Source organism: Cupriavidus sp. CP313 (assembly GCF_054072015.1).
Genome location: NZ_JBSVZB010000013.1, coordinates 181,246 through 196,406, shown reverse-complemented (window position 1 = coordinate 196,406; position 15,161 = coordinate 181,246). Strand labels below are relative to the sequence as shown.

The following is a 15,161-nucleotide window of genomic DNA, read 5'->3' as shown; positions in this document are numbered from 1 at the left end:
TGAATTACCGCTCGCCGCGGGAGTTCAGGCGTGCGATGGCCTTATCAACCTAAGGGTGTGACCGTGTCCGGGGACACGGGGGCAAATCCACCCGCTACCGCCAGGTCGTAGCCATCAAAGACGATGATCAACGCGCACCAGAACAGTACGAGCCCGTGAAACCGGTTGAAGCGAGCCTCATCGGCCAGCTTGTGAATATCGATGTGACGCATTGCTTGTCTCCTGGTGCTGCTGCACCAATGTTTTCGCCCTCCGTACATGTTCCACGCAGCACGCCATACCCCTTCGACCGTTGCGTTCCGAAGGAGCGCTCTCGTCGATGGCGGCCTGGTGCTTCACGCTATTGATGTACGGATTTACAGCGCGCGGTACGCGATACCTCGCTAATGATTCATCGCTTGAGCCCCCTTGACGGGTAGGCTAAGCGCAACCCCACTTTCGCTGTCCGGCATCAGCTTAGGTTATCCGAGGGCTGTCACCTGTCATTACAATGACAGCCAAGGATGCGGAGTTTCCCTAGTGCTTTCTGATACTGGATGGGCGTTCATAAGGCTGTCGGCGACATGCCTGGTCGCAGAGCCCGTGCGATCGCGTCTGCCATGCTAGGGCTTGAATTAGCGACGATCCGCCCAGGCGGATATGACCTTGAGGAGCAAGACCGTGGAAAATGCCGACTGGTACTTCGACGTCATCTCCCCGTTTGGGTATCTGCACTACCACACGCTAGAAGCCCTGCGCGGACGCATTGAGGTTCGGCCCGTCCCAGTCCTGTTCGCTGGCCTGCTCAAGCACTGGGACACAAAAGGGCCAGCAGAAGTACCGCCGAAGCGCCTTCACACTTATCAGTATTGCGTCTGGCGGGCGAGCCAGCTGAACATCCGGTTCAGGATGCCGCGAAGGCACCCCTTCAACTCTCTGCAAGCACAGAGGTTGCTGATAGCGATCAGTGCTGACGAAGGCGCGTTAGGCAACGCCCTCGACTTCATCTACGGCCAGGGACGCGATCCCGAATTCGAGTTCGACGCCTTCGCGGCACATCTGGGCGTCAGCGATGCACTAGCCAAAGCAAGCGCTCCCGACGTCAAGCAGCAATTGTTGCGCAACACCAAACAGGCAGCCTCCTTTGGGGCTTTCGGCGTCCCCACCCTGGCGGTACGAGGGCGTTTGTTCTGGGGCAGCGATACCGTCGAATGGACGCAGGCGTTTCTCGATGATCCGACGCTGTTCGACCGTACGGAATATCAGGACGCGGCAAGTCCCGAGTTCGGCGCCGTACGTCGCTAGCCCTAGATCCCATACCGCCGACGATTGCCCTGTTCAGGGCCGCGGAACCGGGTGGCCGCTCCGTCAACCAACGCGTCAGGACAGGCTGTCGCAATCTGCACAGATTTTGACCTTCTAGACAATGTACAGCGCTGGGACGAGCGATGAAACTGTCGCGGTTACCCAGGAAAGAGCCTTGTTGGCCAGCTGCGCTGAACCCGCACAGGCGTTGCACAAGAGGTCGCCTCCCCGACGCGGTCCACCTGACGCTACGCGTTGACCGTATCGAGGTTGGCGGCGCAGCCGTCGCATGTTTCGACGCCCGCGCCGCCAATTGACCGATGTCTGTCTCACCTACGTCAAGCCGATCATCTCCAAACAATAAACAGCACGCCTGCCGGGCAACCTAGTCTCAACACTGCCTTGCCAAGGAGGCCTAACCGATGGAACCTGTTCAGCTTCAACGCACGTATCTCGGTCTCACCACACCGCATGTAGCCGACGCTTGCATGCGCCTCGGCATCCTGGTTCGCTGCGCACCCGCAGACACGCGGCCTCTGTGGAGCAGCACGCACCTGGTTGGGCGCGTCTGTCCGGCACGGCACTATGGCAGCGTCGATGTATTTCTGGAGGCCATTGAACGCTCGAATCCCGGGGATGTCCTGGTGGTCGACAATAGCGGCCGCCGGGACGAAGCCTGTGTGGGCGACCTGGTCACTTTGGAGGCGAGGGAAGCTGGGTTGTCCGGCATAGTGATCTGGGGCCTGCATCGCGACTCATCCGAGCTTCGAACTATTCGCTTGCCTCTGTTCAGCCTGGGCGCGTTGCCCACCGGCCCCCAACGCCTTGATACGGGGGCGAACCCGGATATCTTGTCCGCCACTTTCGGCCAGCACATCGTTACACCCGATGACTTCGTCCTTGGCGACGACGATGGCGTCATCTTTGTGCCGCTCGAACGCGCTGCCGAAGTGGCGGAACTGGCCACCACAATTCGGGACACGGAGCGCCTCCAGGCAGCCCGAATGCACCTCGGCACCTCATTCAGAAAGCAGGCGCGCTTCGAAGAATACCTGGCCGCGCGCCGCTCTGACCCCAGCCTCACGTTCCGGCAGCATTTGCGTTCGATCGGCGGCGCCGTCGAGGAATAACAGCCGGAGCCGGGAAGCGTTCCGGACCGGAAGGAGCCCCCGCGCGATGGGACGACACCTCCGGGCGTGGTTCCATCGCGCCTCCTGTCATCCAAGCGACAGCATCCCATTGGCGAAATTGCTAATGTGGTGCAACAACGGATTCACCAAGACCCCAAGGAGACCTCCATGGCATGGACTATCGAAGAGTTCCACGGTTGTGCGCTCGTGCGCATGAACACCAACAAAGTGAATGTGCAGAACGACCAGTTCTTCGCTGATCTCCACGATGCCTTTGACCGGCTCGAACGGGACTACAGCGCGCTGCCTGTCATCCTGACGGGCCACGGCGACGTATTCTCGGCAGGGATCGACTTTCAGTACAGCTTTGACATTTTCGGCAGCGGTGACCAGGACAAGATCCGTCAATGGTATCGGGGCTATCGCGAAACCAATCTGCGCATCTTCCAGTACCCTCGGCCTACCGTGGCAGCGGTGAACGGCCATGCCATCGCAGGTGGACTGATCACGGCGCTCGACTGCGATTTCCGGGTTGCGGCGCGCAAGCCTGCCAAGTTCGGCCTGAACGAGGTTCCCATCGGCATCCCGATGCCGGCTGCGTACGTCGAGATCATCAAGTACACCCTTGGGGACCAGGTCGGCGCCCTGACTACGCTGCGCGGAGCGCTGTACAGCCTCGAGGAAGCGGAGCGGCTTGGCTTTTTCCACGAAGTCGTCGAGCCCGATCAACTGCTTGCGGCGGCAGTCAGCTATGCGCGGTGTATCACCCCCGATTGCAACACGGCCTACGCGATGTCCAAGAAGGCGTTGCAAGACAGCGTCATGCGACAGATCGACGAGCGCACGGTCGCCCTGGACGAGCGCCTGCCGGCCGGCATGAGGGACGAAGGCAACCGGCGAGCCCAGGATCACCGCAGGCAAGAGATCATGCGCAAGCGATAGGAGACGGTTGATGATCGACCTCTACAGCTGGCCAGCCCCGAACGGACACAAGGCGCACATCCTCGTCGAAGAGCTGGAAATCCCTTACCGGATCATCCCGATCGATATCACGAGTGGCGCCCAACATCAGCCAGGCTATCGCGCCATCAACCCGAACGGGAAGATCCCGGCGATTGTGGATCACGCCCCGTTGGATGGCGGGGGGCCGATCACGGTGTTCGAGACCGGAGCTATCCTGCTGTACCTGGCAGAAAAGGAAAACCGTTTCGTTCCGGTCGATCCACGGCAACGCAGCGAGGTGCTGCAATGGCTCTTCTGGCAAGTCGGCGGCCTGGGGCCGATGATGGGGCAGGCACAGCACTTCTTTCGCTACGCATCGACCCCCGTACCCTACGCCATCACCAGATATCAGGCCGAGACCCGGCGTCTGCTGAAGATTCTGGATGACCGCCTGAAGGAAAGGGAGTATGTCTGCGGCACGTACTCGATCACTGACATGGCGTGCTTCCCATGGGTCCGCATCCATAAGATGACGGGCGTGTCCCTGGACGAATTCCCGGCCGTACAGGCCTGGTACGGTCGAGTGCGCGCCCGTCCGGCCGTGGGACGGGCGATGGATCTGCTCAGGGATCGATGGGTCGACGTCACTACGTCGGACCGGGCCAAGCAAAGCCTGTTTCAAACGGCATAGCCATGAACGAACCAGACACCGCAGTGGTGGACTCGTTCATCGATCTGCGCAGCCCCTACTCCTACCTTGTTCTGCAGCCCGCGCGTGCGCTGGCCAAGCGCAGCGGCGTCAGGTTCGACTGGTGGCCCGTTATCACGGACTTCCGCTCTGCGTATGGTGGCGAGGTCGAGCAGCGGTCGAGCCGCGATGTCGCCAAGCTGAAGTACCTGTACATGGACTGCCGCCGGCTGGCCAGGCGGCAGGGACTGACTATTCGGGCCACCACAAAGCTCTGGGATGCCGGATTGGCCAGCCAGGCCATGCTGTTCGCCAAGTCCAGGAATTGCCTTTGGGAATTCTGTGATCCTCTGCTGGCCGCGTTCTGGCGTAGAGAGTTCGACCTGGAGTCGCTGCCCTGTCTTGACGAAGCCATTACCAATGCGGGCTTGGAAGTTCGGGATTGGCATGCCTATCTAGAGGCCCGCGCGCAACATGACTTCACTGCAGCGCTGGAAAGGGCTGAACAACTCGGCGTCTTCGGTGCCCCTACCTTCGTCTACAAGGACGAGTTGTTCTGGGGCGGCGACAGGCTGGCCCTTCTTGCCGAAGCCTTGTGCCAGCCTGTTCTGCGGCCCGGCGCGGACGCGGATTACGCCACCTCCGCGACGTAACTGCGCAGCGCATTGACATGGACCAGCAAGAACCCCTTGCACGGCTCGCTTTCGACAAGTCTGTGCCGCCTGAGCTCGCTGATCGCAATATTCACTCGCTGCCGGGACAAGCCGCATATCAACGCGAGCTCATGCTGCGGAATGGTTAGTTCCTGCGCGTCGCCGCCAGTCTTGTCCGCGAGCATCAGCAGTGCCTGGGCCACCCGCATCTCGGGCCTGAGGAGGCGGGATGCGGCGAGCATGCCCACAAAGACTCCCATCCGCTCGTTCATGTTGTCGCAGAGGAAGTGGTTGAACTCGATCGACGATTGACGCAGCGTCTCAAAAGTCGAGGCTGGCATCAAACAGATGTGAGAGGGGGTCAGCGAGCGCAGATCGTACTGCCGCATTTCCTTCTTGAGCAGGGATCCTTCGCCTCCCCACTCCCCTTCCCGCAGGCAATACAAAGTGGTCTCGGCGCCGTCCGCGCCGACGACGTACATCTGCAGGAAGCCACGCATGAGCCCGTACCAGTGCATGCTTGGCTCGCCCGCCCGCGCAATGTACTCGCCCGGCTCGGCCGTCCGCTCCTCTATGGTTTCCAATACTAACGAGCGAAGCTCGGCAGGCAGCCGGCGATACCACTGCCACCTCTCCAGGAATCCATGCACGCCTGCGGCAGCGCCCGGCTCGGTTGTCCACGTATCCATGAGCCACGATGGTCAAGTTTGTTCGACCCAGTGTACCGTCGCACCCAGGTGAATTCAATGATTCGCGCGGCGCTGATGTGACTCGTCCATATGTAGGATCACCCTCAGGTTTCTGCACGGAATCACTGGAGAGAATTCCGCTCACGCAGCCTTCGACTCGGGGAATTGCAGTTCCTCGATCATCTTCTGCCTCATCACGAACTTCTGCACCTTCCCTGTTACCGTCATAGGCATTTCATCCACGATGCGGATATAGCGCGGGATCTTGCTGTGCGCGATCTGGCCTCGGCAGAACTCGCGGATCTCCTCCTCAGAGCATAGCTCGCCCGGTCGCGGAATAATCCACGCACATACTTCTTCGCCATACCTCTGGTCTGGCACGCCGAAGACCTGTACCGACTGCACCTTGGGATGACGGAAAAGGAACTCCTCAATTTCACGCGGGTAGACGTTTTCTCCACCGCGGATCAGCATGTCCTTCAGGCGTCCAACGATGCTGCAATACCCTTGCGCATCGATAGTGGCGAGATCGCCGGTGTGAATCCACCCGTCGATAACGGCTTCGCGCGTCTTCTCGTCGTCCCCCCAATAGCCCTGCATGACGGAGTAGCCCTTCGTGCAAAGTTCGCCCGTTTCGCCCACTTGAACGGTCTGTCCTGACGCGTCGACGATCTTGACTTCCAGATGCGGATGCACCCGTCCAACGGTGGACGTTCGCTTATCAAGCGGATCATCCGGCGAACTCTGGAATGATGTCGGGCTGGTCTCGGTCATGCCGTACGCGATCGTGATCTCGCGCAGATTCATCTCCGACACGACGCGCTTCATTGTCTCGATCGGACAGGGCGAACCGGCCATCACACCCGTTCTCAAGCGACTCAGATCGTACTTATCCAGGTCCGGGTGGTCGAGTGCGGCGATGAACATGGTAGGGACACCGTGGATCGCCGTACAGCCTTCTTCGTGCAGTGTGGAAAGTGTCTCACCCGGGTCGAAGGCTTCGCCCGGGAAGACCATGGTGCAGCCCTTTGCCACGCACGCCAGCACCCCAAGCACCATGCCGAAGCAATGGTACAGCGGCACCGGAATGCAAAGGGAATCGTCTTTCGTCAGCTTCAATGCCAGCGCAACGTAGCGCGCGTTATTGACGATGTTGTGGTGCGTAAGCGTTGCACCTTTCGGGCTGCCGGTCGTACCGCTCGTAAACTGAATATTGATCGGATCGTTAGTATCCAGTGTCTTTGCCAGCTCGGCTAGCTTCTCCGTGTTGTCGGGCTTCTGCCTGCCGCCCGCCATCACCTCGGGGAAATTGAGCATCCCTGGCGTCTTCGCATCACCCATGCGAATGATCGCTCGCAGGTCCGGTAGCCTCCGCGCATGCAATTCGTTTGGCATTGCCGTCGCAAGCTCTGGCGCCAGTTCTTGTAGCATCTCAAGATACTTCGAGGTCTTGAATGCTTCGGCCACCACCAGCGCCTTGCATCCGACCTTATTCAGGGCATATTCGACTTCCGCCAGTCGATAGGCGGGATTGATGTTGACCAGAATTGCGCCAATGCGGGCCGTTGCGAACTGGGTCAGCACCCATTCGAAGCGATTCGGTGACCAGATGCCAACGCGATCGCCTTTCCCGATCCCGAGGTCCAAGAGTCCGGCCGCAAGCACGTCGACCTCGCGTGCAAGTTCCCCCCATGTACTACGTACATTCTGCCCCCGGAAGACGACGGCGCTGCGGTCCGCATAGCGTGCGACGGTAGCGCGCAGGAACTCCCCAATGGTCGCGTTGCTCAGTGGCGCATTCGTGTCGCCACTGACGTAAGCGAGCCCATTCCGCGGCATGGTCAATGCCGTCGATTGACGGTCGGTGGATGTAATCTGGTTACTCATGGCTGTCTCTTCGGAACGACTATTAGTCTCAGCCTGTGCCCCCAAACATCAAAGGCAAATCTGCCTCGTTGATTTCGTCGAAACTCTTTTTCGATGGTCTGGTGCGCAGGATAGGTCGCCGCATGACAACGCGTAGCTCGCATGCCTCGACGGTGAACTTGGGCTCTTGCAGTTTCGTCGTGCCGCACGGCGGCAAGCACAGTTTCACGGTACGCGCACCGGTTGTACATTGTCTAAACTGACACATTCTTGGCGAATTGCGCCACACCATCCGACCCCGGCACTCTTAGGTATGGCCCTTGCGGCGCTTCCCGGACGGCTAGCTAGGCCGCAAGGCGCAGTTAAAACTACGGCCCGCCAAGTCGCACGACTCGCTCCCTTCATCCGTCGACCGATGCCGCAGCCTCTCTTCGAGGGGGAACTATTCAACACGCCAATCGCGTCTTTTGGCAGAAGGCAATAGTGCTTGCGATAGCTCTCTCAGTGGAGGAGTGGTCCGCCAGGACGATCCACCATGCGAGCTCTTTCATTGTGTTAGTCACGTGGCAAACGAGTTCAGGAAGATTGGCGGAATTCGGCATAGGCCCCCGCCATCGGCGTTCCTACACTGCCCGCAAGTCAAACGCCAAGCGCGCCTCTGCCTGACTTGCCCCGCTGCTTCAAAAGGGCTCCACGTACGCCACCGCCAATCCGCCATGCACAGCGACTACACCGAAGAGCAAACCATGATCCGCGACAGCGCGCGCGCCTTTGCCAGCGAACGGCTGGCAGTGGGCGCCGCGCAATGGGACCGCGACGGCCGCCTGCCCGATGAGGTAGTCGCCGAAATGGGCGCGCTGGGACTATTGGGCATGATCGTGCCCGAGGAATGGGGCGGCACTTATACCGACTACGTCGCCTATGCGCTGGCGATCGAAGAGATCGCCGCCGGCTGCGCCGCCTGCGCCGCCATCATGAGCGTGCACAATTCGGTCGGCTGCGGCCCGATCCTGCACTACGGCACCGATGCGCAGAAGGAACAATACCTGGCACAGCTGGCCAGCGGCGAGCTGATCGGCGCGTTCTGCCTGACGGAGCCGCAGGCCGGCTCCGAGGCACACAACCTGCGCACGCGCGCCCGCCTCACCGATAACAGTTGGGTGCTCAACGGCAGCAAGCAGTTTGTCACCAACGGTCAGCGCGCCGGCGTGGCGGTGGTGTTCGCCGTCACCGAGCCCGAGCTCGGCAAGAAAGGCATTTCGGCCTTCCTGGTGCCCACCGCCACCCCGGGCTTTATCGTCCACGCGCCCGAGAAGAAGCTCGGCATCCGCGCCTCGGACACCTGCGCTATCACGCTGGAAGATTGCGTCGTGCCGCACGACGCGCTGCTGGGCGAGCCTGGAGAAGGATTGCGCATCGCGCTGTCGAACCTGGAAGGCGGCCGCATCGGTATCGCCGCGCAGGCGATCGGCATCGCCCGCTCGGCCTTCGAGGCGGCGTGCCGCTATGCATCGGAACGCATACAGTTCGGCCGCGCGCTGCGCGAGCATCCGCCCATCGCCAACATGCTGGCGGACATGGCCACTGAGTTGAACGCCGCCCGCCTGCTGGTGCACCGCGCGGCACGCATGCGCAGCGAAGGCGTGCCGTGCCTGTCCGAGGCTTCACAGGCCAAGCTCTACGCCTCCGAGCTCGCCGAGCGCGTGTGCTCCAAGGCACTGCAGATCCACGGCGGCTACGGCTACCTCGAAGACTATCCGGTCGAGCGCCATTACCGGGACGCCCGCATCACCCAGATCTACGAAGGCACCAGCGAGATCCAGCGCATGCTGATCGCGCGCAGCCTGTAGCCCCATCTTCACCTGCCAACAGACCCAGATTTTCCGGAGATAACCATGAGTGCTGTGCCCAAGACCGACAATGCCGTGCCGACCGTACCGCTGCTGATCAACGGCGAATGGGTGGCTTCGTCCGCCACCGAATTCCGCAATGTGGTCAATCCCGCCACGCAGGAAGTGCTGGCACGCGTGCCGCTGGCCACCGCCAGCGAGGTCGCCGCCGCCGTGGGTGCCGCGCACCGCGCCTTTGCCACCTGGCGCCACACGCCAATCGGCGCGCGGCTGCGCGTCATGCTGCGCTTCCAGGCACTGATCCGCGAGCACAGCAAGCGCATCGCCGCCATCCTGACCGCCGAGCAGGGCAAGACCCTGGCCGATGCCGAGGGCGACATCTTCCGCGGGCTGGAGGTGGTGGAGCATGCCTGCTCGATTGGCACCCTGCAGCAAGGCGGCTTTGCCGAGAACGTGGCCTCGACTGTCGACACCTACACGCTGCTGCAGCCGATCGGCGTCTGCGCGGGCATCACGCCGTTCAACTTCCCGGCCATGATCCCGCTGTGGATGTTCCCGATGGCTATCGTCTGCGGCAATACCTTTGTGCTCAAGCCCTCGGAGCAGGACCCGCTCTCCACCGTGGAACTGGTCAAACTGGCGCTGGAAGCCGGCGTGCCGCCGGGCGTGCTGAACGTCGTGCACGGTGCCAAGGACGTGGTCGATGCGCTGTGCACGCACCCGGATATCAAGGCCGTGTCGTTCGTGGGCTCGACCGCCGTTGGTACCCATGTCTACAACCTGGCCGGGGCGCACGGCAAGCGCGTCCAGTCGATGATGGGCGCCAAGAACCATGCTGTGGTACTGCCCGATGCGCACAAGGAACAGACACTGAACGCGCTGGCTGGCGCGGGCTTCGGCGCGGCGGGGCAGCGCTGCATGGCCACCTCAGTGGTCGTGCTGGTGGGCGCGGCGCGCGACTGGGTACCCGACCTGGTGGCGCGCGCGAAGACGCTCAAGGTCGGCGCCGGCGCCGAAGCCGGCACGGACGTCGGCCCGGTGGTGTCGGTAGCCGCCAAGGAGCGCGTGCTGGGCCTGATCGCCGCGGGCGAGCGCGAAGGCGCCACGCTGGCGCTCGACGGTCGCAACGTGCAGGTGCCGGGCTATCCGCAGGGCAACTTCATCGGCCCCACCATCTTCACCGATGTCCAGACCGACATGTCGATCTACACCGAAGAGATCTTCGGGCCGGTGCTGGTGGTGATCGGCGTCGAAACCCTGGATGACGCCATCGCGCTGGTCAACCGGAACCCCTTCGGCAACGGCACTGGCGTGTTCACACAGAGCGGCGCTGCGGCACGCAAGTTCCAGAGCGAGATCGACGTGGGCCAGGTCGGCATCAACATCCCGATCCCGGTGCCGGTGCCTTACTTCAGCTTCACCGGTTCGCGTGGCTCCAAGCTGGGTGATCTGGGACCTTACGGCAAGCAGGTGGTGCAGTTCTATACGCAGACCAAGACGGTCACGGCGCGCTGGTTTGATGATGCGACAGTCAACGACGGCGTAAATACGACCATCAGCCTGAAGTAAGGCCGCCACTGCATTAAACGCGTGCCGCCGTTTGCCTCCCTGTCCGTTGTCCGTGACAGGGGTCAAGCGGGCGGCATCGAAGACCTGTCACTGATAGAGACTCGCATGCACATCGCCTTCATCGGCCTGGGCAACATGGGCGCGCCAATGGCGCTCAACCTGCTCAAGGCCGGCCATACCCTGACCGTATTCGACCTTAACGCTGCTGCGGTGGCTTCGCTGTGCGCCGAAGGCGCCGCGGCCGCCGACTCTGCCCGCAAGGCCGTGGCCGAAGCGGACTTTGTCATCACCATGCTGCCCGCCGCCGCCCATGTGCGCAGCGCCTACCTGGGCCCGGAAGGCGTGCTGGCCGGCGTGCGCGCGGGCGTGCCGCTGGTGGACTCCAGCACCATCGACCCTGCCACCGTGCGCGAACTGGCCGCTGCCGCCGAGGCACACGGCAATGCGCTGGCCGATGCGCCCGTCTCCGGCGGCACCGTTGGCGCGCAGGCCGGCACGCTGACCTTCATGGTCGGCGCCACGGAAGCGCTGTTCGCCCAGGTGCGCCCCGTGCTGGCCGGCATGGGCCGCAACCTGGTCCACTGCGGCGGCACCGGCACCGGCCAGGTCGCCAAGATCTGCAACAACCTGATCCTGGGCATCTCCATGATCGGCGTATCCGAGGCGATGGCGCTGGGCGTCAAGCTCGGCATCGATGCCAACGTGCTGGCCGGCATCGTGAACACCTCCACCGGCCGCTGCTGGGCCTCGGACACCTGCAACCCGTGGCCCGGCGTGATCGAGACCGCGCCGGCCGGGCGCGGCTACAGCGGCGGCTTTGGCGCCGACCTGATGCTCAAGGACCTTGGCCTGGCCGCCGATGCCGCGCGCAGCGTGAAGCAGCCGCTGTTCCTCGGCGTGCTGGCGCAGCAGGTCTACCAGGCCATGAGCCACGCCGGTGAAGGCCAGCTCGACTTCTCTGGCGTGATTCGCCAGTACCTGTCAGCCACGGACAAGGAGAACAAGCAATGATCGAATTCGCCCTGGATGGCCACGTCGCCACGCTGACGCTGAGCCGCCCGCCCGCCAACGCCTTCAACGCCGAAGGCCTGCAGCAGCTGCGCGCGCTGGTAGCACAGATCGATGCCAACCCCGAGATCCGCGCCGTCGTCGTCACTGGTGCCGGCGAAAAGTTCTTCAGCGCCGGCGCCGACCTGAACGGCTTTGCCGACGGCGACCGCGCCCACGCGCGTCAGATCGCGCAACTGTTCGGCAGCGCCTTCGAAGCGCTGCAGGAGGCACGTCCGGTTGTGATCGCTGCGATCAACGGCTACGCCATGGGCGGTGGACTCGAATGTGCACTGGCCTGCGATATCCGGATTGCCGAGGAACAGGCGCAACTGGCCCTGCCCGAAGCCGCTGTTGGCCTATTGCCGAGCGGCTGCGGCACGCAGACCCTGCCATGGCTGGTGGGCGAAGGCTGGGCCAAGCGCATGATCCTGACCAACGAACGGGTCGACGCAGCCACCGCGCTTCGCATTGGCCTGGTTGAGGAGGTGGTGCCACGCGGCCAGGCGCTGGCCACCGCGCTGGCGCTGGCGCAACGCGCTGGCAAGGTCAGCCCGCACGCCGCCGCATACAGCAAGCAACTGATACACCTGGCGCGCCAGGGCGTGCCCCGCCAGGCCGCACTGGCGCTGGAGCGCGAGCGCTTTGTCGACCTGTTCGACGGTGCCGACCAGCGCGAAGGCGTCAATGCCTTCCTTGAGAAACGCGCGCCGCAATGGCGATACGCCTAGAGGCGAGCCAGGCCAACCTGACCTAAGCAAGCCCCGGCGAGCATCCCGGCCCACCAGGATCTCGCCGCGGGCGAGCAGCAACTGTCCGTTGCCCTCCGCCCATGGTCAGTGGCGGCCGGACGCGTCGGCACCCCCTTCATTTCCCTACCTCGCTGCGCCTATGCATCGAGCTTGAAAGCGCGTCGCGCATTGCCTGCCAGATATAGAGGCAACACATCCTCGCCCAGGTTCAGCGCTTCAAGGCCAGCAAGGCATTCTGCCGGCGTCAGCATAGGGTAGTTTGTACCGAATATCACCTTGTGCCTGCCCGGGCCACGCATATACGACCCAGCTCCTGCGGAAACCGTGACGCCTTGTACGCCGACGTATCCACATATACATTGGGGTGCTTCATCATGAGCGAGATCATTTCCGACACCCACGGAAAGCCGATGTGTCCCCCAACGATGCGCAGCTCCGGAAACTCGTGCGCAACGTTATCCAGATATGGAATCGGACGCCCCGGCTCCGACGGTCGCATCGGGCCGGCGTGGCCGACTTGCAGGCAGAACGTGATGTCCAACTCGACGCACTCGGCATAGAGCGGATAGTACCGGCGATCATCGGGAGGCAGCCCCCACAACCATGGCAGCACGCGCAATCCCTTGAAGCCGAATTCCTTCACGCACCGGCGTAGTTCCCTCACCGCCTCCATCGGCCGGCTGATGTCGACCGACGCCACCCCAACAACCTGTTCTGGGTGAGCAAGCACTGCCGCCGCGACTTCATCGTTTGAAATCATCGGCCCTGCCGGCCCCCACCAGGCGCTGGCAATGGCCCGGGAAACGCCCTGACTGCGAAACGTTTCGAGCGCTTCTTCGTGTGTAATTCCAGGATTGTCCAGGGCCAGCGATTTCCAGTTCGTCGGCCACCTTCGCAGTGAATCGAACATGGAGTCCAGCAGGAAATCCCTGTTCGGCAACTGCATCCACGCGTCGATGATTTCGCTCACTTTTGCTCTCCTGAAAAGCTTTAGACGAAGCTCTGCCAGCGACGAGATTGGCCTGCACATCGCAACTGATCATCTGCCAAGCCGCCGGCAAGACGCCCAGAACAGTGTCCTTAGCGCCAGGCAAGTGGACGCGACTTCGCGGCACTCTTCAATCAGCGCAGTACTTAGCAATATGCGCCGCTCCGCCGCGCAGGCAAAGTGCACGATCTTTTGGCGAGGCCGGCTGTAAATGATCCGGGTCTCGAGCACGGACCGTAACGCTTCCTTCTCACCGCCCGGGCAGGACTGCGAGCGCGCTTCGCGCGAAGCTTGCACGCCCGCCGCCCGCACCTCCCGTCTTAGTTCACCTAGTTCCTCAGCCAGCGTCATGCTGCCCCTCTGGACACGCGAGCGCCTTGCGGAGCCGGCTTCCATTGGGCACTCAGATGCGTTCGTAGATCGCGGCGATGCCTTGGCCGCCGCCGATGCACATTGTTACCAGCGCATAGCGCCCGCCTGTCCGGTGCAGCTCATAGATGGCCTTTACCGAGATGATCGCGCCCGTCGCTCCAACGGGGTGTCCGAGGGAAATGCCTGAGCCGTTGGGATTGAGCTTCTGCGGATCGAAGCTCAATTCCTTCGCCACCGCACATGCCTGCGCGGCGAACGCTTCGTTCGCCTCGATTACGTCCATGTCCGAGAGCTTGAGACCCGTTCGCTGCATCACCAGGCGCGTAGCCGGGATCGGTCCGATGCCCATATATTCGGGCTCGACACCGGCATGCGCGTAGCCAACCAGCCGTGCCAACGGCTTGAGTCCCAACGCGGCCGCCTTGCCGGCTTCAGCAAGCACCAGTGCCGCCGCGCCATCGTTGATGCCGGACGCATTGCCAGCCGTTACCGATCCCCCCTCCTTGAACACCGGCTTCATCGCAGACAGTGCGTCGACAGTCGCGTCCCGGCGGACGTGCTCGTCCGTATCGAACTGGACCACACCTTTGCGGGTCTTGATCTCGACGGGGACGATCTGGCTTTTGAATCGGCCCTCTTCAATCGCCGCGGCAGCTCGCTGCTGGCTCACCACCGCCAGTTCATCCTGCTCCGCGCGGGAAATGCCATAGCGCTCTGCGACATTTTCTGCCGTCACGCCCATGTGGATGCGCTTCCATGGATCATGAAGAATGCCATTCATGTAGTCGACCATCTGGCTGTCCCCCATGCGCATGCCCCATCGCGCGGCCGGCGCGATGTACGGGCCACGACTCATGGATTCCGCCCCACCACCGACCGCGAGGTCGGCATCCCCTAACAGGATGGACTGCGCTGCACAGATGATCGCCTGCAGCCCGGAGCCGCAAAGGCGATTGACGTTGAATGCCGGCGTCTCCTTTGGAATACCGGCATCCATCGCGGAAACACGGCTCAGGTAGGCATCCTTAGGCTCCGTGGGGATGACATTGCCCATGACGACATGCCCGATTTCACTCGGTTCCACACCCGAGCGCTGCAGCGCCGCGCGAACCACCGTCGCGCCCAGCACGGTCATCGGAACATCCTTCAGCGAACCACCGTAGGTACCGATCGCCGTCCGGGCGGCGCCGACTACAACCACTTCACGATTACTCATTGCTACATCTCCTCAACCCAGGCTGTTCGCCCGTCTAATCACTGTATTTGGCCAGCCCGATGTCGCGATGCCTTGATAAAGCGCTTGGCTTCACCGACGCAGAGCCCATCGTTCA

14 protein-coding genes are annotated in these 15,161 nt (G+C 62.5%); 9 read left to right on the top strand and 5 right to left on the bottom strand.

All coding sequences use genetic code 11. The annotated features are described in order from the left end of the window. Nucleotides 1-44: 44 nt before the first annotated feature. Nucleotides 45-212: a hypothetical protein gene (locus ACW4E8_RS19305; protein WP_456805996.1), complete on the bottom strand. Its 168-nt coding sequence runs from the start codon at nucleotides 210-212 to the stop codon at nucleotides 45-47. A gap of 448 nt (nucleotides 213-660) precedes the next feature. Between ACW4E8_RS19305 and ACW4E8_RS19300 the strand changes: the two genes are divergently transcribed. From ACW4E8_RS19300 to ACW4E8_RS19280, 5 genes are all read left to right on the top strand, one after another. Continuing rightward, entirely contained in the window at nucleotides 661-1,284 is a 624-nt protein-coding gene (locus ACW4E8_RS19300; RefSeq protein WP_456805988.1) for a DsbA family protein, read from the top strand. A 422-nt stretch (nucleotides 1,285-1,706) separates the two neighbouring features. Further along, on the top strand, nucleotides 1,707-2,414 hold the full coding sequence (locus ACW4E8_RS19295; protein WP_456805987.1) for an RraA family protein: 708 nt from the start codon (nucleotides 1,707-1,709) through the stop codon (nucleotides 2,412-2,414). 168 nt (nucleotides 2,415-2,582) lie between these two features. Beyond that, nucleotides 2,583-3,356: an enoyl-CoA hydratase/isomerase family protein gene (locus ACW4E8_RS19290; protein WP_456805986.1), complete on the top strand. Its 774-nt coding sequence runs from the start codon at nucleotides 2,583-2,585 to the stop codon at nucleotides 3,354-3,356. A 10-nt stretch (nucleotides 3,357-3,366) separates the two neighbouring features. After that, nucleotides 3,367-4,047, top strand: coding sequence for a glutathione S-transferase N-terminal domain-containing protein (locus ACW4E8_RS19285; protein ID WP_456805985.1), 681 nt, complete (start codon nucleotides 3,367-3,369; stop codon nucleotides 4,045-4,047). 2 nt (nucleotides 4,048-4,049) lie between these two features. Beyond that, nucleotides 4,050-4,697, top strand: a complete 648-nt coding sequence (locus ACW4E8_RS19280; protein ID WP_456805984.1) for a DsbA family protein — start codon at nucleotides 4,050-4,052, stop codon at nucleotides 4,695-4,697. On the opposite strand, the gene ACW4E8_RS19275 is transcribed toward ACW4E8_RS19280, so the two are convergent. Together ACW4E8_RS19275 and ACW4E8_RS19270 are read right to left on the bottom strand one after the other, a co-directional pair. Continuing rightward, on the bottom strand, nucleotides 4,676-5,386 hold the full coding sequence (locus ACW4E8_RS19275) for a Crp/Fnr family transcriptional regulator (protein WP_456805983.1): 711 nt from the start codon (nucleotides 5,384-5,386) through the stop codon (nucleotides 4,676-4,678). The two genes, ACW4E8_RS19280 and ACW4E8_RS19275, sit on opposite strands and share 22 nt — an antisense overlap. Before the next feature lie 141 nt (nucleotides 5,387-5,527). Beyond that, complete coding sequence (locus tag ACW4E8_RS19270; protein WP_456805982.1) at nucleotides 5,528-7,273, bottom strand: AMP-binding protein; 1,746 nt, start codon at nucleotides 7,271-7,273, stop codon at nucleotides 5,528-5,530. 695 nt (nucleotides 7,274-7,968) lie between these two features. Between ACW4E8_RS19270 and ACW4E8_RS19265 the strand changes: the two genes are divergently transcribed. The 4 genes from ACW4E8_RS19265 to ACW4E8_RS19250 all read left to right on the top strand — a co-directional run bounded on the left by ACW4E8_RS19265 (nucleotide 7,969) and on the right by ACW4E8_RS19250 (nucleotide 12,449). After that, complete coding sequence (locus ACW4E8_RS19265) at nucleotides 7,969-9,102, top strand: acyl-CoA dehydrogenase family protein (RefSeq protein WP_456805981.1); 1,134 nt, start codon at nucleotides 7,969-7,971, stop codon at nucleotides 9,100-9,102. Nucleotides 9,103-9,147: 45 nt separating this feature from the next. After that, entirely contained in the window at nucleotides 9,148-10,671 is a 1,524-nt protein-coding gene (locus tag ACW4E8_RS19260) for a CoA-acylating methylmalonate-semialdehyde dehydrogenase (protein ID WP_456805980.1), read from the top strand. A 105-nt stretch (nucleotides 10,672-10,776) separates the two neighbouring features. Next, the gene (mmsB, locus tag ACW4E8_RS19255) at nucleotides 10,777-11,682 is read left to right on the top strand and encodes a 3-hydroxyisobutyrate dehydrogenase (protein WP_456805979.1); all 906 of its coding nucleotides are present in this window, start codon (nucleotides 10,777-10,779) and stop codon (nucleotides 11,680-11,682) included. After that, nucleotides 11,679-12,449, top strand: coding sequence for an enoyl-CoA hydratase (locus tag ACW4E8_RS19250; RefSeq protein ID WP_456805978.1), 771 nt, complete (start codon nucleotides 11,679-11,681; stop codon nucleotides 12,447-12,449). Before mmsB ends, ACW4E8_RS19250 begins: the two co-directional genes overlap by 4 nt. Nucleotides 12,450-12,741: 292 nt before the next feature. Here the strand turns inward: ACW4E8_RS19250 and ACW4E8_RS19245 are convergent, their stop codons facing one another. Both ACW4E8_RS19245 and ACW4E8_RS19240 read right to left on the bottom strand, forming a co-directional pair. Next, a complete protein-coding gene (locus ACW4E8_RS19245; RefSeq protein ID WP_456805977.1) occupies nucleotides 12,742-13,440 on the bottom strand; it encodes an amidohydrolase family protein in 699 nt (232 codons plus the stop codon). Between the two features lie 421 nt (nucleotides 13,441-13,861). After that, nucleotides 13,862-15,046 (bottom strand): acetyl-CoA C-acyltransferase family protein, encoded by a 1,185-nt coding sequence (locus ACW4E8_RS19240; protein ID WP_456805976.1) that lies wholly within the window; start codon nucleotides 15,044-15,046, stop codon nucleotides 13,862-13,864. Between the last annotated feature and the right edge of the window lie 115 nt (nucleotides 15,047-15,161).

Coding starts and splice junctions, on each gene's coding strand:
- ACW4E8_RS19305 (WP_456805996.1), bottom strand. CDS start 212: ATGCGTCACATCGATATTCACAAGCTGGCCGATGAGGCTCGCTTCAAC.
- ACW4E8_RS19295 (WP_456805987.1), top strand. CDS start 1,707: ATGGAACCTGTTCAGCTTCAACGCACGTATCTCGGTCTCACCACACCG.
- ACW4E8_RS19290 (WP_456805986.1), top strand. CDS start 2,583: ATGGCATGGACTATCGAAGAGTTCCACGGTTGTGCGCTCGTGCGCATG.
- ACW4E8_RS19285 (WP_456805985.1), top strand. CDS start 3,367: ATGATCGACCTCTACAGCTGGCCAGCCCCGAACGGACACAAGGCGCAC.
- ACW4E8_RS19280 (WP_456805984.1), top strand. CDS start 4,050: ATGAACGAACCAGACACCGCAGTGGTGGACTCGTTCATCGATCTGCGC.
- ACW4E8_RS19275 (WP_456805983.1), bottom strand. CDS start 5,386: ATGGATACGTGGACAACCGAGCCGGGCGCTGCCGCAGGCGTGCATGGA.
- ACW4E8_RS19270 (WP_456805982.1), bottom strand. CDS start 7,273: ATGAGTAACCAGATTACATCCACCGACCGTCAATCGACGGCATTGACC.
- ACW4E8_RS19265 (WP_456805981.1), top strand. CDS start 7,969: ATGCACAGCGACTACACCGAAGAGCAAACCATGATCCGCGACAGCGCG.
- ACW4E8_RS19260 (WP_456805980.1), top strand. CDS start 9,148: ATGAGTGCTGTGCCCAAGACCGACAATGCCGTGCCGACCGTACCGCTG.
- mmsB (WP_456805979.1), top strand. CDS start 10,777: ATGCACATCGCCTTCATCGGCCTGGGCAACATGGGCGCGCCAATGGCG.
- ACW4E8_RS19250 (WP_456805978.1), top strand. CDS start 11,679: ATGATCGAATTCGCCCTGGATGGCCACGTCGCCACGCTGACGCTGAGC.
- ACW4E8_RS19240 (WP_456805976.1), bottom strand. CDS start 15,046: ATGAGTAATCGTGAAGTGGTTGTAGTCGGCGCCGCCCGGACGGCGATC.